This is a genomic window from Desulfuribacillus alkaliarsenatis, from assembly GCF_001730225.1.
GTDB classification, from domain to species: Bacteria; Bacillota; Bacilli; order Desulfuribacillales; family Desulfuribacillaceae; genus Desulfuribacillus; species Desulfuribacillus alkaliarsenatis.
In genome coordinates this window covers 433,951-454,360 of the sequence record NZ_MIJE01000001.1, presented here as the reverse complement: position 1 = coordinate 454,360, position 20,410 = coordinate 433,951, and the positions used below count along the sequence as shown (strand labels likewise).

The following is a 20,410-nucleotide window of genomic DNA, read 5'->3' as shown; positions in this document are numbered from 1 at the left end:
TATGAGTATTACTGAGGAAGGTGACATACATGGCCTTTGATGGCATAGTTATTAGATCTGTTGTTCACGAGTTATCAGAAAAACTAATTGGCGGACGTGTTGACAAAATATATCAGCCACTAGCAAAGGAATTAATTATACGCATTCGTACCCGTGGTGAAAATCATCAGTTGTTTTTGTCTGCTGATCCTACACATCCACGAATTCATCTTACCCAACAGAAGTTTATTAACCCTGATATACCACCAATGTTTTGCATGTTATTACGTAAGCATTTAGAGAATAGTCATATAAAAAAAATTAGCCAATGGAATCTAGAAAGAATTATTACCTTAGAATTTGAAACTACAAATGAGATTGGAGACCCTGTTACTTATTGGTTAATCATAGAAATCATGGGTCGACATAGTAATATTATATTTGTAAACCCTGAAAAGAAAACTATTATTGATTCTATTTATCATGTTAATAGGCAGGTTAATAGCTATCGAGAACTGCTTCCTGGAAAGGACTACTTTACGCCACCTTCTCAGGACAAGCTTAACATGCTAGCTACACCAGTTGAATCTATAGACCAAATACTAGATAGCTGGAAACAACAGGAATCTTTAAATAACACTGTTGAGTGGGATAAATTCTTCTTATTAAACTTCCAAGGAGTAAGTCCCTTAATTGCAAAAGAATTATGGGCTAGGACTAATAAATCACCTACTAACATCATTAGTGTTTACAAACAATTTGTTACTGAATTAAAAGAGCATAATTATAAGCCTTGTATAGTTTCTCAGGACAAAAAATTCAAGCATTTCTCAGCCTTAGATGTTAGTAACTCACAGCCTAACTCGGATATACAATTTTATAGTTCAATCAATGCTTGTATTGAAAATTTTTACACATACAGGTCACACCAGATATTTGTACAAAGAGAGGCACAGGATTTATTACAAAAGGTTGTTTCCTTAAACAAAAGAGCTACAACTAAGCTTAAAAAACTAAAAAAATCGTTACAGGAAGCTGATGAAGCAGAACATTATAAATTGCTCGGAGAGTTGCTTACTGCTAATTTATACAACACAAAAAGAGGACTTACTAATATTAAAGTTGTAAACTATTACGATCCAGAGCAAGCACTTATTGAGATTCCCTTAGATCCAGCGAAATCACCAAACGAAAACGCCCAAAGTTACTTCAAAAAATATAACAAACAAAAAAATAGTGTTCCTAAAATTAACGAGCAAATCGAATTAACAAATAAAGAAATAGCGTATTTCGAATCAATATTACAGCAGTTGGATAACGCAGAGCTTCCAGATGTAACAGAAATTCGCCAGGAGTTAATCGAAGAAGGTTATGTCATTAACAAAGAGCAAGCAGCAAAAAAGAAAAAGAAGGCTCATAAAAACACTTTAGAACCGCTAAAGTTTCGCTCTTCTACTGGGTTAGACATCTGGGTCGGCCGCAACAATAAGCAAAACGACTTATTAACTACTCATATTGCTAGCAAAAATGAAACATGGCTACACACTAAGGACATTCCAGGATCTCATGTTGTTATTCGTCACCAGGACTACGATGAGCAAACCTTGATAGAAGCAGCCTCCATCGCTGCATTCTACAGTAAAGCCCGAGGTTCAAGCCAGGTTCCTGTTGATTATACATTAGTACGAAACGTGAAGAAGCCCAGTGGTTCGAAGCCTGGATATGTTATTTACGAGCAGCAGAAAACACTATATGTAACTCCTGATGAGCAATTTATTAAGTCATTGCATACAAATGTGTAAAATAGAGTATTAGAACAAACATAACCTGCCCTTATTTATTGAAAAGGGCAGGTCAACACATGCGCTCTATTTGAATATATAATTTATAGTCTCGTCTTTAAGCATTCTATTCATAACTGAGGCAAACTCCGCTCTACTAGTATAGTGCTTTGGCCTAAAGCTTCCCTCGTGTCCTAGTAAAATGTTTCTCTGTGCTAGGATAGAAATGCTAGGATATGCCCAATGACCAGTATCTAAATCAGCAAAGATTGGACTTAACACTTCAGATAAAGCTATCGAGCTCTTATCTTCTTGTACCGCAGGTATTACTCGCGTCAATAACTCAGCTAGCTCTTCCCTAGTTATAAATGCACGTGGTGCGAATTCGCTGTCTGACCTACCCTTTACTAGCCCATGCTGGTATGCTAATTCTATCTCCTGTTCTGCCCAATAACCATCAATGTCTTTAAAATTAGATTTAGGCAACAGCAGATAATCAATACCTAAGGCTCGTACTAAAATGGTCGCTACCTGAGCACGTGTTAAATTGGCATTTGGAGAAAAGTGATTCTTAGAAGTACCAATCATCCATTGCCTATCAATCATTTCTAATATATCATCCTTAGCCCAATGATTTAAATCGACATAACCTGTCCCCTGTAACCAAGCATTATAATAATCCCAGATATGAACTGGCGCCTGATTTAAGCTCCAGCTACCTGTACCCTTTAGATTATATTTATGGACTAATTCAATCTTCTTCTCTATCGATGCTAAATTCTCAAACCAGACTACATAATTACCAGGACCTAAATCACGGAAATTAAGTCTAGTTACTGGGTCTCCTGGTCTAATAGTAAAAGTAGCATATGGAGATTGTATTTCTTTTCCATCGATTGACTCCACAAAGAAAACTTCTCCATTGTACCTCTCAACTAGAATATCTACAGTGTTAGATCCTATACCAAATCCGCCCTGCGTATGGTGTAAATCCGTGTTCCAATACCTAGCAAAAAACGGTATACCTAATACTATTTTGTCAGGTGGTACCTGCTGATTTAATAATTGTTGTATGGACCTTTCTACAAAAGAAATACTCGCTACTGGACCTGGCAAACTCCTTTGATAGCTCTCATCGTAGGTCATTACCATCAAGTAATCGCTATATTTAGCCAGTGCTCTATAATCATATGACCCATGCCAACCAGTTTGCCAATTATTAGGGTTCGCTGCTACGGCAACAGACACTTCCTTATCAGCAGGTAGGTATTGACGTAATAACCTTACAAGGTCAGTGAAATTATCTTTATCAAGATGTGTTACATTTTCAATATCAATATTAACACCGTCTAAGTTATAATCTAGTACCACCTGTGTAATCTGTTTTGCTAAATTATGACGATTTGCTAAAGCCTTTCTGCCTAACTCCCTATCCCAATGATTACTTAGAAAAGGAACAACACGCACACCCATTTTATTCATTTCTGTAACAAATGCTGGGTCTATTTTATTATGCAACGAACCATCAGGACGTAAATCAAAATAGCTGGGAGCAACTGTATTAACTGCACCATTAGTATTTTTAACTTGCTGAATATATGAAGCGGTATTTCCAAAGTATACATAGCTCATATTAAATTTCGGGTCAGTTTCTGTCGCAAAACTGCTAGCTTCATAGCCTAGTAAAGAGAATAATAATAGCGTTACTAAAATTAACTTACCTACATAAATAGCAGAGTCCCTGAATTTCCTTTTTGTCATCGATGATTATCCCCTTTTACCTTAATGTTTCCTAAGTGGCTATTTAATTTTATTTTCTTCTAAATCTAGCAACTATTCAACTATCAAATACTGGTTAAGGGGTGGACTGAATGCTATTTTAATAGATTACTAAGTGCCAAATTAATATCAGCGTACTTAAACTTATAATTATGCTTCAATGCTTTCTCTGGTATAACCCGCTGACCCTCTAGGACAAGCACACTCATCTCTCCTAATAACAGCTTTAATATAAAAGCTGGCGTAGGCAGCCAATGGGGTCTATTTAAAACTTTAGCTAAAGCACGCCCAAAGTCTTCCATCGTAACTGGTGTCGGAGCCACAGCATTTACTGGACCTCGAAGCTGATTAGTTAATATGGCAAAATAAATTAATCCTACAACATCATCAATATGAACCCAAGAATACCACTGTTCACCAGATCCTAATGGACCGCCTGCATAAAGCTTATACGGTTGAACAAGCTTAGGCAAAGCCCCTTCACCCTTACCTAAAATTAAACCAAAGCGAGTGCATACAACACGCACACCGTATGCTTCTGCCTTAAGTGCTTCCTGCTCCCAACGTGTCACTACAGATGCTAAAAAATCATCTCCTGCAGAGTCAGTTTCTTCAGTAAACGTTCTATCTGTTGACGTTCCATAATAACCAATAGCTGAAGCATTTATAAGTACCTTTGGCTTCACGGGACTGTTCTCTATTAGATTGATTACTTCCTTAGTTGCTTCTACCCTACTGCTTATAATTTTTTGCTTATAATTTTCAGTCCATCTATTGTTGATGGATGCACCTGCTAAATTAACAATCGCATCTATAACAGGTAAATCTGCATGACCAGTATCAGATAACCACTGAATGTACTCCACACGGGAATCTGATTTTTGTAGCGGTTTTTTACGTGTCAAAATAACAACTTCGTGACCATTGTTAATTAATAATTCAGTTAGCGCCGTTCCAACAAAGCCTGTACCACCTGTTATCGCTATACGCATATTTCTTACCTCCAGACTATTGTTTTCAATTTTTGTATGCTATTCTAACTATATACTATAGCAATATTAGCGTAAATTATTTTAACGCTAATTCGTGGTTTGAGGTGAGAGTATTATGGCTGTGATAGCGACAATCGAGCAGCAAAAAAAACAGCGCGAGCGCTATAACATTTATATAGAAACGAATGATGAAGTAACCTTCCTAGCAGGAGTTGACCAGGATATAATTATTGAATACTCCTTAAAAATAGGTACTGAAATCGACGAAAGTATGCTTATAGAAATCATCAAACAAGACAACATTAAAAAAGGTTTGCAAAAATGCTTGCGTTATTTAGCACATAAAATGCGAACCTGCTTTGAAATCACTAATTATTTAGAATCGAAGGAATTCGATGCTCAAGCAATAGATGCTATTATAAATAAATTACTATCCTACGGTTACATAAATGATCACGAGTATGCAATGACCTATACAAAAGAACAAGCACGCATTGGTAATAAAGGGCCTATATATATTCGAAATGAGCTAGCAGCTAAAGGTATAACAAAAGACATTATTGAACAATCCTTACTTCTATATAACTCAGATCTACAATTAGAGAATGCACTTAAATTTATAGAATCTAAAGCTAAATCACTAAAAAACAAGTCGGCGATTCAAACAAAAAATACCTTAGCACAGACTTTATTAAAAAAAGGTTTTCCCATTGAAATTATTAATGATGCAATCGAAGGCAATCTTTCTATATTAAGCAGCTCAGATAAGCAAGCAATTCAACACCAGGGAATGAAGGCCCATAGACGTTTATCTAAATATACGGGAAAAGAGTACGAATTACGTATGAAGAGACATCTCTATAATAAAGGATTTCAATTAGATGAGATTGAAGAATTTATGCGGACAATAACTTTAGATAATAATAAATGATCTCCTAATAATAAATGTTTTTCTTATAATAAATGATTTTCATTTGAATCCATTTTTTGCTATAATGCTCTAGAAACGAGGTGTAATCATTGGCTATTTACGGGATTAGTGACTTGCATTTATCATTTGGCTCTGATAAACCAATGGATATATTCGGTACACAATGGAAGGATCATCACGCTCAAATCTATACCGCCTGGCTGAGCACAATAACCGAACAAGATACAATTTTAATACCTGGAGATACATCCTGGGCAATGACAATAGAAGAGTTCATGCCAGATTTAAAATATCTGCAAGGGTTACCTGGCTATAAAATCATCCTCAAGGGTAATCATGACTATTGGTGGACTTCAATTGGAAAAGTTAGAAGTCTATTAGGAGAGCGCTTTTACGCAATTCAAAACGACAGTATTTCTTTAAATAATGGCATCACAATTGCCGGCACCCGTGGATGGGTATGTCCAAATGACCGCGATTTCAGTGAGCACGATCGTAAAATTTATATGCGTGAAGTAAATAGGTTAGAGCTTTCTTTAAAGCACGCACAGCAAGCTAGCCCCACAACAGTATGGGCCATGCTTCATTATATGCCTACCAACGACAAGCACGATCGCAATGAAATAATTGAGTTATTAGAGGCTTATAAAGTAGAACGGGTTTTATATGGTCATCTTCATAGTTATGGCCATGACATAAAAATAGAAGGAACCTATTGGGATATAGAGTTCCAACTAATCTCATGTGATTATTTAAATTTCAAACCTAAGCTATTATTACCTTAATTAAAATTTGTAACTGGCGGGATTTTAATTACAGTACCTGAAACAATCAGCCTCGGGTTTGTAAGGTTATTGTACCTTGCCAAGTCATCCACATAGCGGCCAGTACCGTAGTATTGCATACTGATACGCCAAAGCGTTTCCCCTCTCACAACACGATGCTCTTTGTATTGATTTGCAAGGGTTATCTGTTGAATCTGCTCCTCCAGCTGAGCTACCTTTGTCTCTAACTCTGTAAAACGCTCTTGATTCGACCTATTTTGATCCACAAATCTAATCTCCATACTGTGGATTGATTCCCTTTGCTCTGTTAACCTAGCATTAATTACCTGCGTATCTTGCTTTATAATCTCTACTTGATTAGAAGTATACATGTTGTCTGGTGACAGATGCTTAACAAGGGCCTCCCCATATAAAATAGAAATAACAATGGCCATTCCAACTACGAGTAGGCTTAAACCAATTTTAAACAAACCATTATCAGTATCCCTGTACTTTAGAGCCCGTGATTTTGCTTCTTCTTGCATTTTTATTGGAGCTTGCATCTTTTTCACCCACAGTCATATTATAAAGATTAATAAAAAGCTTAATCAGTATTCTTTTCGGCATAAAAAGTTAAAATCCTTCTCTTACAAGTACATAATCTAAAAAAATCATATTCCTATTGTTGATTTAGCATAACATGTGTTTGTGGTATTACACGAACATCTGTCAGGATGCCTATTGCAGCATTCATAAGTACTAATAACATATCAGGCGCAGGTGCTTGCACTTCTTTAGTAGGTGTTACTGGCTGCATAATTAATGGAATTGATTTGCCCTGCTTTAATATAAGCTTTGCCACCTGTTCTACTTCCTCAATCGTTGTTTTATTAGACACTACAATTTTTACAAACACCTGTTTTTGTTTAGCTATTTCTAAGAACGTCTCATGCTCTGTCCACTTAGTAGCCTCCCCAGTAGCACTCTCAAGCTTTATATCCATCCCAATCAAATCTAAATTAGATATTATCGATTTAAGTTGTCTATGTAATAACCCATTAGTTTCAAGATAGCTTTTAATATTATGTTCTATAAGCTGATTTGTTAAGTCTTTGAGATAGCTAGCGTGTAACAATGGTTCTCCTCCAGTAAGACTTACTGAGTGGTGCCTAAGATGTTGGTACATGCTTAAAATATGCTGTACTAGCTTGTCCGCAGATATTGGGTTGTGCCAACGGGACCAATCCCTATGTCCTGGGGTTATTTCAACCATCGCATGGTCTTTTTCTGTGAAATTAGTATCACAGTAGTTACATGCAAGCTGACAATTTGAAAAACGCACAAATATTTGCCTATAACCTACTATTGGACCTTCCCCTTGTATTCCTGAGAAAACCTCTACAATATGAGACATTTAATTTACCCTACACCTTTCTATTATCACAATACTATCAAATCACAATACTTGCTATTTTACGCCTCGCACCTTACATCTCGCTAAGTATATTCCTTCAATTTCAGATGTATATTCATCTAAAACTCGCTTAGCAAATTGTTCTGGTTCAATTTGTAAATCCCTTAGTCCACACGTAGGCACTGGCGTGCCTTCACTTGAAACATTAATACCGAAATGAATTAATGAACTCACTGGACTTAGCGTTGCAATTGACACTGATAGCTTACGATTCATTATAAATAAATCATCACCGCTCCGTATAACACGTTGGACTTCACTTCTTTCAGAAAACTCAAGCTCTAAAGCTTCTTTAACAATAGTTGTTAAAAGTCGTTGATGAAATACTGCCTTTTCAAGGTCAATGACAAATTGTTCTACAATAAAATGCAGCATGTCTTTGCTTTGAATAAAAGCCTTATCTTTAACATCTGCAATATCTACCATCTCATCTATTGTCACGTCACATTTTCCTCTAAAAGCTACAATACTGTCTCCTTGCACATTAAAGCTTTTGTAAGCAAATAAGGAGGATAGTTGTGTACCATCATAATCTATTCTAGTATGATGCCAATACTTTTTCATTCTGTCACCCCATTAGAAAACTTTATAACATTAGTTAAATCCCGATGCGGCTTTAGTGCCCTATACAAACGTTTACAAGATTCGCAGGTGCCGCACATCCTCTGCCCGCCATAGTAGCAGCTCCAAATTAATTCTAATGGTACGTGTAGCTCTATTGCTTGTTCAATGATTTCATTTTTATTTAATTCCTGCGTCAAACTTAGAACCTGAACAGAGTTAGCAGTTGAATATTTAAGTGAATTATTTATAGCTTGTACAAACTCTACCGAATTATCTGGAAAAGTACTAGCTTCTTCAACGTTAAAGCCTGTGATAACCCTGCTACAACCTAAGCTCTCAGCAAACATTGCAGCCAAGTTAATTAGCAGTCCATTGCGGTTAGGAACCCAAACCTTCTCTGCAGTTTTACTCGCTATTTCAAAATTATCCAGCTCTGACTCATCTATGGCTGGAATTGTTCCAGTTAATAGTCCAGAAGTTATATCAGCCATCATGGACTTTATGTCAATAACTTTATGTTTTAGTCCATAATGCCTCGTTAATAACACAGCTTGTTCAATTTCCTTTTTAGCAGCCACTTGCCCATAATCCACTGTTATGGTCAGCTCTACATCATATCCTTGGTCCAATGCCATCGCCATCGAAACTACTGAATCTAGGCCAGATGACAATAACACTACGGCTAATCTAGATTTTTCCGTTGACTGTTGCCCTTGTTTCATACAATATTCCCCTTAAAATAATATTTCTATCTAGCTAAATAAGTGGCACATGCTTTCGGAGACTCCCACACAGCTACTTTACTTACCTCGACATCTAAATGCCCCAGTTTTTTTACGAGTTCATCATATATGTACTTACTTAAATTCTCTGCAGTTGGATTCAATTCTTTAGCCTGGAAATCAGGTAGATTATTTAAATACTGATGGTCTAAGCGTTGAACTATTTCGTTCGTATACTTTTTTACGTCTTTAAAGTCTACGAGCAAGCCTAGTTCATTTAACTTATCACCCACAACATATACTTCTATTGTCCATGTATGTCCATGTAAATTGGCACAATCACCTTGATAGCCCTTTAATGAATGTGCTGCATCGAAGCTTGAAATAATTTTTAATTCATACATTTGTTGTCCTCCAAAAATTTTATATTGTTATTATAACCTACTGTTAGGCTAAACCCAACAATAATTAACATATATTGTACAAAATAAACCGCCTAAACTAACAATGTCAGCTTAGACGGTTTTAAAAAGCTAATTCACATTACTTACGCTTTGTAGAGTGCTTTCCTGTTCTTCTTTACTCCCCACTGGATTACGTTGATAATCTTTAAGTAAATTCCAATACTCCACATCTTGATTCCAATACTTATCTAATAGCTTCTGGAGCGTATTATTATCCCAAACCTCTACTTCTAGCTTACTCGCCATTTCTATTGCTTCCTTCGAGAATTCAGTGTTTGCAGCTACTATGCCTGCGTCACAGCCCCAATAAGCTTTGCCGGCATAAGTTTCCTGGATGGTTTTCACACCTATTGTTCCTTCTGCAGCATAAGCATTCTTAATAGCAATTTTCTTGCCTGCCTTTTTCAAAATAAAATCAATACCTTGCACAGAAGTACTAGGCTCCCTCACTTCATAGCCCATTCGATTAAATAGCTCCTTTAAATCGTCCTCCATAGCTTTGGATCCCTGTTCTAGCCAGCTTTTTATATCTTTATGGGCAGATGGCATGATTTTACCATGAAGAATACACCGCATTGTATTAACTCTACGTTCCCGTTCAATGTTATTAGAAAATCTTTGTAAAGCTGATTGAATACTTGATTTTGCTTTATCATACGCCGTTAAATCAATTCCTAATTGCAGTTCAATGTCCTCTGTTGAATATTTACTAACTAAATAGTGTAACAAATAGTCAATTGTAAAAATCTTATTTATATATTGCATTTCTGCTGCCGTTTTACCAATTTGTTTTGCATATATTTTAATTGCCTGATGAGGATTGTTCTGATTTACTAACATCTCATCAAAATATTCTTCGAATTCACGGAAGCGCATTTGATCAATTTTGTAGTTTATATATAATTGTACAACGTAGTCAGGTATATCAATGCCCTCGTCCTGTAATAACTCCTTAAAATGATAAAATGGTTCCTTTAATTTATCCTCTGTAAGTTCGTTTATATTTTCACGTACAACATTCCCTTTAAAATCTATCATCCATTGTAATGGGAACTTAGTATTAAACGTTGAAGCAAAACGATCTATATAATATTCAGATTTTTTCAATTGTTGTTGATATTCTTTTAACTCTTTCTCTAATTTGTCTTTCGCAAAGTTAGATTGCACTTTATAAATAATAACATTAGCCCTATCTGGATAGACAAACCCCCAACCACTCAATGCAATCCCAAGTAGAGCTATTAAAGACAAAGCAATATCATAGGTAAGTAGGCCTACAAGTAATAGTATCGCAGAGATAGCAAGGCCTATATTTTGAACTTTCATTGAAAATACCCCCTTTATAACATTTTTAACGTTTATAAATGTTTTATACAGTACAACAAGGGGGATAAATAAAAAACTATGTACACATATAATTATGTGCACATAGTTTTATTTAGTCTATTTCTTAAAAATACTCAGTTATTACCTTAATTGCATCCTGCTCAATGATTGGTTTAGCATATTCTAATATATATTCATTAGTAAATGATGAAGCAGTTCCATATTCCGACAAAATTGCAGTTATGCTATCATAACTGTCTGCCGCGAACTCACCCTCTTTTAAAAGCAGTATATAGCTTCCATTATAAAAGTACACGCTACCTTTTTCCTGAACATATTTCTTCAGGTTATTAGCAGCATCAATCACATAATCAAAGTCGGCAAAGGAAAAAGCTATATTATTATTCTGTCCAAGTCTAACATCCACTTGATATACTGCGTGCTGCTCTCTGCTGACATCCTCACCACGTGTTATAATTACTATTACACCCTGTGTAGGTAATGCATAGACTTCAATTGCAACAGAACCAAAAACCTCAAAACCTAACTCATCATACACTTCATCCATCATTTCGTTTAACAACTCATGAATCTCTGGTGCATCGCTCCATATATCATCTCTAGCAACACCACGTTCTGTTAAATCTTCATAGCTCATAAAGATTTTAACCTTATCTTTATTTAATCGCTCAACACGCATTTGCTTCCCCTCCTTAACGTAGCGAAAGTCCTCTCACTGTTTATTCTAGAATATGCCTCATATTTTGAAAAAGTGAGCACTAATAAAAAATATAAGTTGTAAAATACTCATTTGCCTTTACTTCCATCATATTCAATATACTTGTCCTTATATTCATTGTACACAATTTGTATGCAAAAAAGAAATAGAAATGTTTGTAAAGAATAATAAATTATATTGTATCTGATTATTTTAAGCAAATCAACTAAAGATATTTACGTTATTATAATACCGTACGTATTTAGGAACACTATAAGTAAACTAAATACTCATATCTCATTTAGCTACGAAAGAGGTGGTAACATGCTTTTTGGTAACAAAATAATCTGTACTGTTGTAAATTGTAAGCATCATACTACTAAAGATACCTGCGGAAAAAGAAAGGTACATGTAACAACACACGAATCAATCGCCAAGGATTTTAGAAGCACAGATTGCATGAGCTTCGAGCATATGGATTGACAATAAGGGCTATCGCTAAACGTATTTAAACATTCGTTTAGCAATAGCCCTTTAAACATTCATAAATATACGCTTATAGTTTGTTTTGCTCGTTATTATTTCTTTACTTTTTCTTCTGCTTGAATCCATCTGATGCTAAAAACGCTTGTACAAGTGCATCTGTTTTAGCCTTATCTGACTTAGTCTGAAATTTGTGAGATGTCTGCGGCTTAGATTGTATTTCACCTATTTCCATATCTCTAACAGCCTGTGAAGCATCTTCTATTGTATTATTCACGGTACTATACATACGTTCTTGAATATTATCCCATGTTTCTGTTGCATTATCACTTGTTTGTTCAGCAAAGTTCTTTATATTTTTCTTAGTATCCTCATATGTTCTTTCAAACTCTTCTCTCATTTTATGGCCTGACTTTGATGATATAAACATCCCTGCAAACATACCAATAATGCTTCCTATCATAAAACCAGTGCGCATACCACTCATTCTCATCATTCTAAGTAACCCCACCTTCATGATTTTTGTTTGCCTTTTATGTAGCAACAACCTTTGATATGGTTACTTATATTTTGTCACTGGATATTACTTTTATGCAAAATAAAAAACTGTACATAAGTACAGTTTTGGTGGAGCCAAGCGGGATCGAACCGCTGACCTCCTGCGTGCAAGGCAGGCGCTCTCCCAGCTGAGCTATGGCCCCATGTGGTGCGGGTGGAGGGACTTGAACCCCCACGTCGTAAAACGCTAGATCCTAAGTCTAGTGCGTCTGCCAATTCCGCCACACCCGCATATGAAATTACTCTTACTACTTTTAATTAACTTTACAGTTATGATAAAAGTGGTGAGCCATACTGGATTCGAACCAGTGACACCCTGATTAAAAGTCAGGTGCTCTACCAACTGAGCTAATGGCTCATATGGCTGGGAAGGTAGGGATCGAACCTACGCATACCAGAGTCAAAGTCTGGTGCCTTACCACTTGGCGACTTCCCAACAATGGGGTGAGTGCCACACCCACCAGAATATGATTAAATGGCAGGGGAGACAGGACTTGAACCCGCAACCAACGGTTTTGGAGACCGCTACTCTACCAATTGAGCTACTCCCCTAAAAACAAAAATGGTGGATGGAGTAGGATTCGAACCTACGAAGGCGATGCCGGCAGATTTACAGTCTGCTCCCTTTGGCCAGCTCGGGCATCCATCCAATTGGTGCCGCCGAGAGGACTTGAACCCCCAACCTACTGATTACAAGTCAGTTGCTCTACCAATTGAGCTACAGCGGCATGATACTATGGTGGACGATGACGGGATCGAACCGCCGACCCCCTGCTTGTAAGGCAGGTGCTCTCCCAGCTGAGCTAATCGTCCATTTTGGTGACCCGTAGGGGAATCGAACCCCTGTTACCGCCGTGAAAGGGCGGTGTCTTAACCGCTTGACCAACGGGCCTAATGTGGTAGCGGCGGAGGGAGTCGAACCCACGACCTCACGGGTATGAACCGTACGCTCTAGCCAGCTGAGCTACACCGCCACATGGCTCCTCAGGTAGGACTCGAACCTACAACCTACCGGTTAACAGCCGGTTGCTCCACCATTGAGCTACTGAGGAATATTTTTAACACTGTAATGCATATTATATTATAATTATCTACATCTTGTCAAGACTTTATGTTTTAACAGCGACATTTGTTATAATAACACATGCAGTTCATTTGTACAACAGAATAATGCAGCAATAATCTTGATTATTATTGCTGCATCATCTTATTTTTCATTCAATCTCTTTATTTCTTTATTTTTTGTTAACTTATATTTTCTATAAAGATTATTTTATATAGCCTGCTCATTTTTGTTTTTGTCGATAAGCGGCAATACAAATTCTCCAATTCTCTCTAATGCTTCTGTTATTTGAGAGTATGAGGTTGCATAGGAGCAACGGATAAAACCTTTTCCTCCTTGACCAAATACAGACCCAGGCACTACTGCTACCTTCGTCTCTTTCAATAGCTCCTCTGCAAATTGGTGATCTTCATATCCTGTAGCTTCTATGTTAGGAAAAGCATAAAATGCACCCTTAGGGATATGGCATGATAGACCAATCTCCTGGAAACCTTTAACAATCAACTTCCTTCTTTGGTCATATTGTTCAATCATTTTATCCATTTCGCATTTGCCATTTCGCAGTGCTTCTAACGCTGCGATTTGACCCATAATCGGAGCACAAAGGATTGTATATTGATGAATCTTAAGCATAGCTGCAATAATCTCTGGATGGGCCATTGCAAACCCTATCCTCCAGCCAGTCATGGCAAAAGATTTTGATAGTCCACTAATCAATATTGTGCGATCTTTCATACCCTCAATATTCGCAATACTAGCATGTTTTTTACCATAGGTTAATTCAGCATACACCTCATCTGAAATAACAAGCAAATCATGTTTTTTTATAATGTCGGCAATTTTTTTCAAATCTTCTTCTTCCATAACCCCACCAGTAGGATTATTCGGGAAACACATAATAATCGCCTTAGATTTAGGTGTGATTTTAGACTCCAACACCTCAGGCATAAGTTTGAAATCATCTTTTTGATAGGTAGGTACAGATACCGGTGTAGCACCAGCTAAAGTAGCACACGGACCATATGAAACATAACAAGGCTCAACAATAAGCACCTCATCACCCTGTGACGCAATAGTTCTTAAAGCTATGTCAATGGCTTCACTAGCACCAACAGTTACCATTATTTCGTTGTTTGGAGAATACTTCAATGCAAACGTTTCATCCATATAACGACAAATCTCTTCACGCAGTTCTAATAAGCCTGAATTTGATGTGTAGGATGTCATACCCTGCTCTAAAGAATGGATAGAACTCTCCCTCACGTGCCACGGGGTAACAAAATCTGGTTCTCCAACCCCTAAAGATATAACTCCCTTTGTTGCTACGACTAAATCAAAAAACTTACGGATTCCAGATGGTGGAATTTGTTTGACTTGGGGCGATAGCTTTTCTTGAATGTTCATGGAGAAACCACCAAACGCTGATCTTTTTCTTTGTCATTAAGAATAACGCCATTTTCTTTATATTTCTTTAGAATAAAATGAGTAGTCGTAGATACCACGTCTTCTAATGGTGAGAGTCGTGCACTCACAAATTCAGCAAGTTGTTTTAAGTTATTACCTTCAACTACAACAGATAGATCATAACTACCTGACATTAAGTAAACAGATTGCACCTCTGGGAATCTATAAATTCTTTCTGCTAAGGCATCAAATCCCTGCCCTCGTTTCGGAGCTACTTTAACATCAATCATTGCAATAACCTGCTCAGAAGCTACTTTTTCCCAGTTGACAATAGCAGTATATTTTACTATCGTACCATCAGCTTCCATATCTTGAATTAGCTGCTCAATGGCTTCAACTTCCTGATCTAACATACTTGCTATTTCTTTGGCTGTAATTTTGCTGTTTTCCTTAAGTAATTGTAGTACTTTCAATTGTAGTTCTGTCATAATCTCACTCCCCTAAATTCGTTAATAAAATCAGCTATTTTATGGGGTAGCGTATTATAGTTCCCATCTAATGTCAAGGCCTTTTTATTAACGTTTTTCTTCAAGTAAAATTTCTTTTAAAATAGCTAATTTTTTGTCGTTTACTTTCTCAAAATCCATTGCTTCAATGTAGAATCTTTCCTTTTCTTGATGTAACTGTTTAGCTTGCGCTATTCGATTCGTTCCTGCTGTCATTAATTCATCATATTTTAATTGTAGCTGCTTTGTTTTTGCGCTAACTTTATTAATAAATTCACCATTTAACCCTTTAGTCAAATCTATAATAGTATCACTTTTGCGAATATCAATATCATATGAGTTATTACCTGCGTCAATTACCGCTATACCCAAGGGCGGTATGATAACAATATCTATATCATCTGGATTAAGGGCACAGCGATATACCTCTACGTCAAATCTAATTTCTTCTGCTTTTTGTGCGATTTTTGCCAGCATTGTAGATTTCCCAGCGCCCGGAACACCTTTAAGAATATAGCGTTTCTCAATGTTTTTAGTTATATTATCTATATATTCAACAAATCCTTCTGGCGAATTAGCACCAAAAAACAATTGACGCACATATGGAGGTTGATAGTTTTTAAACAAATCAGCGATGAGTTGTTGTGTCACTCGGTCAACATCTTTATAATCCATATCATCTATAAATTGCTTCTTTATTTCATCCTTAACTACTTTAGCTTCAGCGAAAATATCATACGCTTTAGCAAACTGTTCTTTAATTAACGATGTAATTTTTTCAATCTCCCCTTTGTATGGCAGAAGTTTATTCCTATCCCAGCAATCACCTAGGTTAATAATTTCTTCTACAATTCCTGGGTTTACAGGTTCAATTACATGCGGAGCTGTACCATCTACAATGCCAATACTAAGCTCCCTAACAATTACACCATCTAACGAATTGGGATCAGATGAGCAATGTAAATGCTCTACATCATAACCCCTGTCCGTTAACTCTAAGCTAATATTTCGCATAATTGTTGACTTGCCTGTTCCAGGACCGCCTTTAATAATAAAAATGCGCCCTAAATTAGCTAGTGCCGATTCATATAATGAATAAAATCCTTTGAAGGTATTCCCGCCTGCAAAGTATCTTTTTATATTTGCTACCATTTATATCACCTCATACAATACATATTATAAACCCACTTAATATGTACTATAGTCCAGCGAGGCCTGTTTTGTGCATGACCAGTAGCTCCAGGCTCTGTGTAAAAAAAAGAGCTAATAATTAGCTCTTAAACTACAGTTTCTAAATTGTCATACAAATCGTATTTTTTAACCTTTGATAGTAGTTGATAAATTGGCTCTATAATCTTCGAGTCTAATCCACACTTACTACAGGTATGATGTTGACCTAGTAAAACAGCACCTTCTGTTCCATACCCATATGGGTTTAGAATCACTTGAGGCGAGAGGTGAGTTTCACCACAACCAGTACATTCAACCTTAACAAACTCAGTAACAACTTCATCATGTGTGAATAACAGTTCGTTGAATTGTGTTATTTCATCAATATTTTTAAGCATTTTACGAGCATAATTTTGGTCATAAGCTGGCATTTTCATGTTGTTCCCCCTCCATTCAGCTTAATATATAAAAAAGTAATTATATATGTAGCTTTACCTGTTATTTATATAATATAACAGTTTTGCGATAATATCAAGGTTGTTTTATAACAATTTAATGATGAAATAATTGGATGTATATGATAATTCAGATTCAGCATAATAAATGTTGTAATAAACAATCTATGCTGGGAAGTCGCCAAGTGGTAAGGCACCAGACTTTGACTCTGGTATTCGTAGGTTCGATCCCTGCCTTCCCAGCCAATACAAATAATAATTCGCACAATCCTTAATTATTTATCTGCCTCTCAAATTCAGAAATATTGATATTAAATCGTATATATCTACGACTTGACTGCGGTTAAAATCATGTTTTTCTGTAGTATCTCCCCTAATATAGTCACTAATAAAAATGCCTATATCCTGCAAATTAACCTTGCCATCACCATTTAAATCATATCTATAGCTTATCTTATCTAGCAACATATTCTGGTCAAGAAATATCAGTTCAATATTAGGAGCAATCTGAATTAATTCTTGATATTCTTTATTTACAAGCTGAACAAAATATTGCTTATTATTAACATAGCCATCGCCTGACTGTTCACTTATAGCTACGTTCACCTTTTTATCAATCCTATTAGCATACATAGTTTCATTCAGAACCTGTGATTTAAGGCTTGTATGCGTTTTTGGTATAATCGCCAATACGTCAGCTAAATCCATAATGTGGTACGTAGCCCTTTTCGAATAATTATTGTAAGTAACTCTATAATTATCACTCTCAGAGATAGCAGGGATAATCCAACCAACATCAATATTTATATTTGTGTCTTTACGTTTATTATCTATATAATTAGTAGCTTCTACTATTAAGTTTAAGTAAGATTGCTGATAACTAAGGAATTCTTCTGCTGATGTTCGAATTATAAAATATAAATCTATGTTAGACTTCTGAAATTCATTATAAATTTCTTCTATTTGCTCTAACGTATCAAGTAGTCCTAAGCTGCCAGGAGATTGAACATTATACCAGTAACCAACCTGAATACCATATGTCTTAAATAACCCCTCTGCTTGTTTAATGCGTTGCTGTTTTGTGGCTGGCGATAATTCTAGGTAAACTTTTCTAATAGCATTTTCACGACAGAGTTTTATTGTTTGATTAAGATTTCTTTTACTACTATACTCGTTTTCCTGTAAGAACAACGATTTATTCATCATAGCGAAATTCGGATTTATATAATAAAAGCCTTCTTGATCTTCTACAGCTTTATATAGACCTGTCCAAAGGGATAAGAGAACCAAAAGCAGCGCAATTGCAATAGCAGTCATCCTTTTCATGATATAACCCTCCCAAATTGCAATATTGTAATCATTATATTCAGAAAAAATATTTATTATGTTTCGGCTATTTAGACTTGACGAATCAACCGCCCCGTGTTAAATTTTTGTATAATATAAAATTAAGAATTTAATAAGCAATAATAAATAAGGGTGGCACCACGGAGGCTAAGTCCTGCGTCCCTTTATGTATTTAACATAAATGTGGATGTATGGCTTTTTTATTTTATGTAAAAATATAATAGTAAGATAATTAGGGAGGAGAAAATCAATGTTTAAAGTTCTAGTAAGTGATCCGATATCAAACGTTGGACTGAAAACCTTAATAGAGGATTCAGAAATTGAATTAGATGTTAAGACTGGTTTAGAAAAAGAGGAGCTTTTAAAAATTATTGGTAATTACGATGCATTGCTGGTTCGTAGCCAAACAAAGGTAACTGCTGAAGTTATTAATGCAGGCACTAACCTGAAGGTTATCGGAAGAGCAGGAGTCGGTGTTGATAACATAGATTTAGATGCTGCCACTGATCATGGTTTATTAGTAATCAATGCCCCTGACGGTAATACAATATCAACTGCTGAGCATGCTTTTGCTATGTTAATCTCTATGGCACGTAACATACCGCAAGCCCACGGTAAACTTAAGCACGGAGTATGGGATCGTAAATCCTTTACTGGTGTAGAGTTGAACAAAAAGGTACTAGGTGTTGTTGGTGTTGGACGTATTGGTGCCGAGGTTGTAAAGAGAGCAAAATCCTTTAACATGGAGATACTTGGATATGATCCATTCATGTCACAAGAAAGGGCTGAAAAATTAGGCATTACCCTAGCTACAGTTGAAGAAATTTTTGCTAATGCTGATTTCATCACTTTCCATACTCCATTAACTAAAGAAACTAAATATATGCTAGATAAACCGCAGTTCGCTACAATGAAAAAAGGTGTTAGGATTGTTAACTGTGCCCGAGGTGGAATTGTTAATGAGGTTGCATTATATGATGCTATTAAAGAGGGCATCGTTGCAGGGGCAGCTTTAGATGTGTTTGAAGAAGAGCCAGCCGTAGGTAACCCACTGCTGGATTTACCGCAGGTAGTAACTACACCTCACCTAGGTGCTTCAACCGAAGAAGCGCAATTGAATGTAGCTATTGATGTTGCTGAAGAAGTAGCAAACGTACTTAAGGGTAAAGGCTTTAAAAACGCGGTTAATTTACCAATATTACCTGAAGAAGATTTTGCTGAACTTAAACCATACTTAAAATTAGGACAAAAGCTAGGTCAGCTTGCTGCACAGCTTTGCTCTGGTATTATAGAAAAATTAGAAATTACTTATGCTGGTAACATTGCTGATTTAAAATGCGAGCCATTAACAAGATACATTGTTAGAGGTTTACTATCTTATCACTTAGCAGATGACGTTAATTATATCAACGCATTAAAGATGGCAAAATCAAAGCATGTTGATATTATTGAAAGCAAAACATCAACAGCAAAAGGCTTTGCAAACTTAGTATCTATAACTGTAACAACCTCAAATGACAAAGTTAAAGTTTCTGGATCATTATTAAATGGCTATGGGACTAGAATAGTTAATATCAATGGCTATACAGTAGACGCTAACCCAGTTGGTCATATGCTTATAGCCCAACATACAGATATGCCTGGTATTATCGGTAATGTTGGTACAATCTTAGGAGAAGCCAAGATAAATATTGCTACAATGCAGGTAGGACGAAAAGAAATTGGTGGTAACGCTATTATGGTTCTAGGAGTTGACAAGAGCATCTCTGAGGATGTTATAGAGTCTCTTGAGAAGATTGATGGCATCAAGAAAATCTTCAATGTGGACTTACAGAACTAAGCATAAACCTATCAGAAAACAAAAAGCTGAAAATTAGTCTTTACTAACATTAAAAACCCCAGGATGTCCTGGGGTTTTATGCTATATGAG

At 36.2% G+C, this 20,410-nt stretch carries 20 protein-coding genes and 12 tRNA genes; 6 read left to right on the top strand and 26 right to left on the bottom strand.

Annotated features, from left to right (window positions below; translation table 11 throughout):
* The first annotated feature begins 29 nt into the window (after nt 1-29).
* On the top strand, nt 30-1,781 hold the full coding sequence (locus BHF68_RS02340; protein ID WP_069642015.1) for an Rqc2 family fibronectin-binding protein: 1,752 nt from the start codon (nt 30-32) through the stop codon (nt 1,779-1,781).
* Nucleotides 1,782-1,847: 66 nt separating this feature from the next.
* On the opposite strand, the gene BHF68_RS02335 is transcribed toward BHF68_RS02340, so the two are convergent.
* Both BHF68_RS02335 and BHF68_RS02330 read right to left on the bottom strand, forming a co-directional pair.
* Entirely contained in the window at nt 1,848-3,521 is a 1,674-nt protein-coding gene (locus BHF68_RS02335) for a glycosyl hydrolase family 18 protein (protein WP_069642014.1), read from the bottom strand.
* Nucleotides 3,522-3,634: 113 nt separating this feature from the next.
* Nucleotides 3,635-4,531, bottom strand: coding sequence for a TIGR01777 family oxidoreductase (locus BHF68_RS02330; protein WP_069642013.1), 897 nt, complete (start codon nt 4,529-4,531; stop codon nt 3,635-3,637).
* 115 nt (nt 4,532-4,646) lie between these two features.
* On the opposite strand from BHF68_RS02330, the gene BHF68_RS02325 reads away from it, so the two are divergent.
* Nucleotides 4,647-5,462, top strand: a complete 816-nt coding sequence (locus tag BHF68_RS02325; protein ID WP_069642012.1) for a RecX family transcriptional regulator — start codon at nt 4,647-4,649, stop codon at nt 5,460-5,462.
* Between the two features lie 89 nt (nt 5,463-5,551).
* The gene (locus BHF68_RS02320; RefSeq protein WP_069642011.1) at nt 5,552-6,247 is read left to right on the top strand and encodes a metallophosphoesterase; all 696 of its coding nucleotides are present in this window, start codon (nt 5,552-5,554) and stop codon (nt 6,245-6,247) included.
* On the opposite strand, the gene BHF68_RS02315 is transcribed toward BHF68_RS02320, so the two are convergent.
* From BHF68_RS02315 to BHF68_RS02285, 7 genes are all read right to left on the bottom strand, one after another.
* On the bottom strand, nt 6,244-6,789 hold the full coding sequence (locus tag BHF68_RS02315) for a LysM peptidoglycan-binding domain-containing protein (RefSeq protein ID WP_069642010.1): 546 nt from the start codon (nt 6,787-6,789) through the stop codon (nt 6,244-6,246). The two genes, BHF68_RS02320 and BHF68_RS02315, sit on opposite strands and share 4 nt — an antisense overlap.
* 116 nt (nt 6,790-6,905) lie before the next feature.
* Nucleotides 6,906-7,640, bottom strand: a complete 735-nt coding sequence (locus BHF68_RS02310; protein WP_069642009.1) for a 7-carboxy-7-deazaguanine synthase QueE — start codon at nt 7,638-7,640, stop codon at nt 6,906-6,908.
* A gap of 54 nt (nt 7,641-7,694) precedes the next feature.
* Entirely contained in the window at nt 7,695-8,264 is a 570-nt protein-coding gene (locus tag BHF68_RS02305; RefSeq protein WP_069642008.1) for a DUF366 family protein, read from the bottom strand.
* A complete protein-coding gene (queC, locus tag BHF68_RS02300; protein ID WP_069642007.1) occupies nt 8,261-8,986 on the bottom strand; it encodes a 7-cyano-7-deazaguanine synthase QueC in 726 nt (241 codons plus the stop codon). The genes BHF68_RS02305 and queC overlap by 4 nt, the downstream gene beginning before the upstream one ends.
* Before the next feature lie 26 nt (nt 8,987-9,012).
* Nucleotides 9,013-9,390, bottom strand: coding sequence for a 6-carboxytetrahydropterin synthase QueD (gene queD / locus BHF68_RS02295; RefSeq protein ID WP_069642006.1), 378 nt, complete (start codon nt 9,388-9,390; stop codon nt 9,013-9,015).
* Nucleotides 9,391-9,519: 129 nt separating this feature from the next.
* Nucleotides 9,520-10,776: a restriction endonuclease gene (locus tag BHF68_RS02290; RefSeq protein WP_069642005.1), complete on the bottom strand. Its 1,257-nt coding sequence runs from the start codon at nt 10,774-10,776 to the stop codon at nt 9,520-9,522.
* Between the two features lie 124 nt (nt 10,777-10,900).
* Nucleotides 10,901-11,476: an adaptor protein MecA gene (locus BHF68_RS02285; RefSeq protein ID WP_069642004.1), complete on the bottom strand. Its 576-nt coding sequence runs from the start codon at nt 11,474-11,476 to the stop codon at nt 10,901-10,903.
* Between the two features lie 342 nt (nt 11,477-11,818).
* Here BHF68_RS02285 and BHF68_RS15025 point away from each other — a divergent pair, with 342 nt between their 5' ends.
* Nucleotides 11,819-11,977 carry a DUF1540 domain-containing protein gene (locus tag BHF68_RS15025; RefSeq protein ID WP_084019142.1) on the top strand — a complete coding sequence of 53 codons (159 nt, stop codon included), beginning with the start codon at nt 11,819-11,821 and terminating at the stop codon, nt 11,975-11,977.
* 103 nt (nt 11,978-12,080) lie between these two features.
* Here BHF68_RS15025 and BHF68_RS02280 read toward each other — a convergent pair whose 3' ends face one another.
* From BHF68_RS02280 to BHF68_RS02205, 16 genes are all read right to left on the bottom strand, one after another.
* Nucleotides 12,081-12,473, bottom strand: coding sequence for a YtxH domain-containing protein (locus tag BHF68_RS02280; RefSeq protein WP_069642003.1), 393 nt, complete (start codon nt 12,471-12,473; stop codon nt 12,081-12,083).
* 129 nt (nt 12,474-12,602) lie between these two features.
* Nucleotides 12,603-12,678 (bottom strand) — tRNA-Ala (locus BHF68_RS02275).
* 3 nt (nt 12,679-12,681) lie between these two features.
* Nucleotides 12,682-12,766: transfer RNA gene (locus BHF68_RS02270), tRNA-Leu, on the bottom strand.
* 51 nt (nt 12,767-12,817) lie between these two features.
* A tRNA-Lys gene (locus BHF68_RS02265) sits at nt 12,818-12,893 on the bottom strand.
* Between the two features lie 3 nt (nt 12,894-12,896).
* Nucleotides 12,897-12,971: transfer RNA gene (locus BHF68_RS02260), tRNA-Gln, on the bottom strand.
* Nucleotides 12,972-13,011: 40 nt separating this feature from the next.
* Nucleotides 13,012-13,087: transfer RNA gene (locus BHF68_RS02255), tRNA-Trp, on the bottom strand.
* 11 nt (nt 13,088-13,098) lie between these two features.
* A tRNA-Tyr gene (locus BHF68_RS02250) sits at nt 13,099-13,184 on the bottom strand.
* Nucleotides 13,185-13,187: 3 nt separating this feature from the next.
* Nucleotides 13,188-13,263, bottom strand: a tRNA-Thr gene (locus BHF68_RS02245).
* 9 nt (nt 13,264-13,272) lie between these two features.
* A tRNA-Val gene (locus BHF68_RS02240) sits at nt 13,273-13,348 on the bottom strand.
* A gap of 4 nt (nt 13,349-13,352) precedes the next feature.
* Nucleotides 13,353-13,427: transfer RNA gene (locus BHF68_RS02235), tRNA-Glu, on the bottom strand.
* Between the two features lie 5 nt (nt 13,428-13,432).
* A tRNA-Met gene (locus BHF68_RS02230) sits at nt 13,433-13,509 on the bottom strand.
* A gap of 3 nt (nt 13,510-13,512) precedes the next feature.
* Nucleotides 13,513-13,587 (bottom strand) — tRNA-Asn (locus BHF68_RS02225).
* Nucleotides 13,588-13,808: 221 nt separating this feature from the next.
* Nucleotides 13,809-15,002: an aminotransferase class I/II-fold pyridoxal phosphate-dependent enzyme gene (locus tag BHF68_RS02220; protein WP_069642002.1), complete on the bottom strand. Its 1,194-nt coding sequence runs from the start codon at nt 15,000-15,002 to the stop codon at nt 13,809-13,811.
* The gene (locus BHF68_RS02215) at nt 14,999-15,490 is read right to left on the bottom strand and encodes an Lrp/AsnC family transcriptional regulator (protein WP_069642001.1); all 492 of its coding nucleotides are present in this window, start codon (nt 15,488-15,490) and stop codon (nt 14,999-15,001) included. The genes BHF68_RS02220 and BHF68_RS02215 overlap by 4 nt, the downstream gene beginning before the upstream one ends.
* Before the next feature lie 87 nt (nt 15,491-15,577).
* Complete coding sequence (locus tag BHF68_RS02210) at nt 15,578-16,660, bottom strand: PRK06851 family protein (protein WP_069642000.1); 1,083 nt, start codon at nt 16,658-16,660, stop codon at nt 15,578-15,580.
* Between the two features lie 125 nt (nt 16,661-16,785).
* Nucleotides 16,786-17,115, bottom strand: a complete 330-nt coding sequence (locus BHF68_RS02205; RefSeq protein WP_069641999.1) for a hypothetical protein — start codon at nt 17,113-17,115, stop codon at nt 16,786-16,788.
* 189 nt (nt 17,116-17,304) lie between these two features.
* Between BHF68_RS02205 and BHF68_RS02200 the strand changes: the two genes are divergently transcribed.
* Nucleotides 17,305-17,379 (top strand) — tRNA-Gln (locus BHF68_RS02200).
* Nucleotides 17,380-17,412: 33 nt separating this feature from the next.
* Here the strand turns inward: BHF68_RS02200 and BHF68_RS02195 are convergent.
* Complete coding sequence (locus BHF68_RS02195; RefSeq protein ID WP_069641998.1) at nt 17,413-18,459, bottom strand: hypothetical protein; 1,047 nt, start codon at nt 18,457-18,459, stop codon at nt 17,413-17,415.
* 271 nt (nt 18,460-18,730) lie between these two features.
* On the opposite strand from BHF68_RS02195, the gene serA reads away from it, so the two are divergent.
* Nucleotides 18,731-20,320, top strand: a complete 1,590-nt coding sequence (serA, locus tag BHF68_RS02190; protein ID WP_069641997.1) for a phosphoglycerate dehydrogenase — start codon at nt 18,731-18,733, stop codon at nt 20,318-20,320.
* Nucleotides 20,321-20,410 lie beyond the last annotated feature (90 nt).

Excerpts from the sequence above, each read along its gene's own strand:
- BHF68_RS02340 (WP_069642015.1), top strand. The coding sequence starts at position 30 with ATGGCCTTTGATGGCATAGTTATTAGATCTGTTGTTCACGAGTTATCA.
- BHF68_RS02335 (WP_069642014.1), bottom strand. The coding sequence starts at position 3,521 with ATGACAAAAAGGAAATTCAGGGACTCTGCTATTTATGTAGGTAAGTTA.
- BHF68_RS02330 (WP_069642013.1), bottom strand. The coding sequence starts at position 4,531 with ATGCGTATAGCGATAACAGGTGGTACAGGCTTTGTTGGAACGGCGCTA.
- BHF68_RS02325 (WP_069642012.1), top strand. The coding sequence starts at position 4,647 with ATGGCTGTGATAGCGACAATCGAGCAGCAAAAAAAACAGCGCGAGCGC.
- BHF68_RS02315 (WP_069642010.1), bottom strand. The coding sequence starts at position 6,789 with ATGCAAGCTCCAATAAAAATGCAAGAAGAAGCAAAATCACGGGCTCTA.
- BHF68_RS02310 (WP_069642009.1), bottom strand. The coding sequence starts at position 7,640 with ATGTCTCATATTGTAGAGGTTTTCTCAGGAATACAAGGGGAAGGTCCA.
- BHF68_RS02305 (WP_069642008.1), bottom strand. The coding sequence starts at position 8,264 with ATGAAAAAGTATTGGCATCATACTAGAATAGATTATGATGGTACACAA.
- queC (WP_069642007.1), bottom strand. The coding sequence starts at position 8,986 with ATGAAACAAGGGCAACAGTCAACGGAAAAATCTAGATTAGCCGTAGTG.
- queD (WP_069642006.1), bottom strand. The coding sequence starts at position 9,390 with ATGTATGAATTAAAAATTATTTCAAGCTTCGATGCAGCACATTCATTA.
- BHF68_RS02290 (WP_069642005.1), bottom strand. The coding sequence starts at position 10,776 with ATGAAAGTTCAAAATATAGGCCTTGCTATCTCTGCGATACTATTACTT.
- BHF68_RS02285 (WP_069642004.1), bottom strand. The coding sequence starts at position 11,476 with ATGCGTGTTGAGCGATTAAATAAAGATAAGGTTAAAATCTTTATGAGC.
- BHF68_RS15025 (WP_084019142.1), top strand. The coding sequence starts at position 11,819 with ATGCTTTTTGGTAACAAAATAATCTGTACTGTTGTAAATTGTAAGCAT.
- BHF68_RS02280 (WP_069642003.1), bottom strand. The coding sequence starts at position 12,473 with ATGATGAGAATGAGTGGTATGCGCACTGGTTTTATGATAGGAAGCATT.
- BHF68_RS02220 (WP_069642002.1), bottom strand. The coding sequence starts at position 15,002 with ATGAACATTCAAGAAAAGCTATCGCCCCAAGTCAAACAAATTCCACCA.
- BHF68_RS02215 (WP_069642001.1), bottom strand. The coding sequence starts at position 15,490 with ATGACAGAACTACAATTGAAAGTACTACAATTACTTAAGGAAAACAGC.
- BHF68_RS02210 (WP_069642000.1), bottom strand. The coding sequence starts at position 16,660 with ATGGTAGCAAATATAAAAAGATACTTTGCAGGCGGGAATACCTTCAAA.
- BHF68_RS02205 (WP_069641999.1), bottom strand. The coding sequence starts at position 17,115 with ATGAAAATGCCAGCTTATGACCAAAATTATGCTCGTAAAATGCTTAAA.
- BHF68_RS02195 (WP_069641998.1), bottom strand. The coding sequence starts at position 18,459 with ATGAAAAGGATGACTGCTATTGCAATTGCGCTGCTTTTGGTTCTCTTA.
- serA (WP_069641997.1), top strand. The coding sequence starts at position 18,731 with ATGTTTAAAGTTCTAGTAAGTGATCCGATATCAAACGTTGGACTGAAA.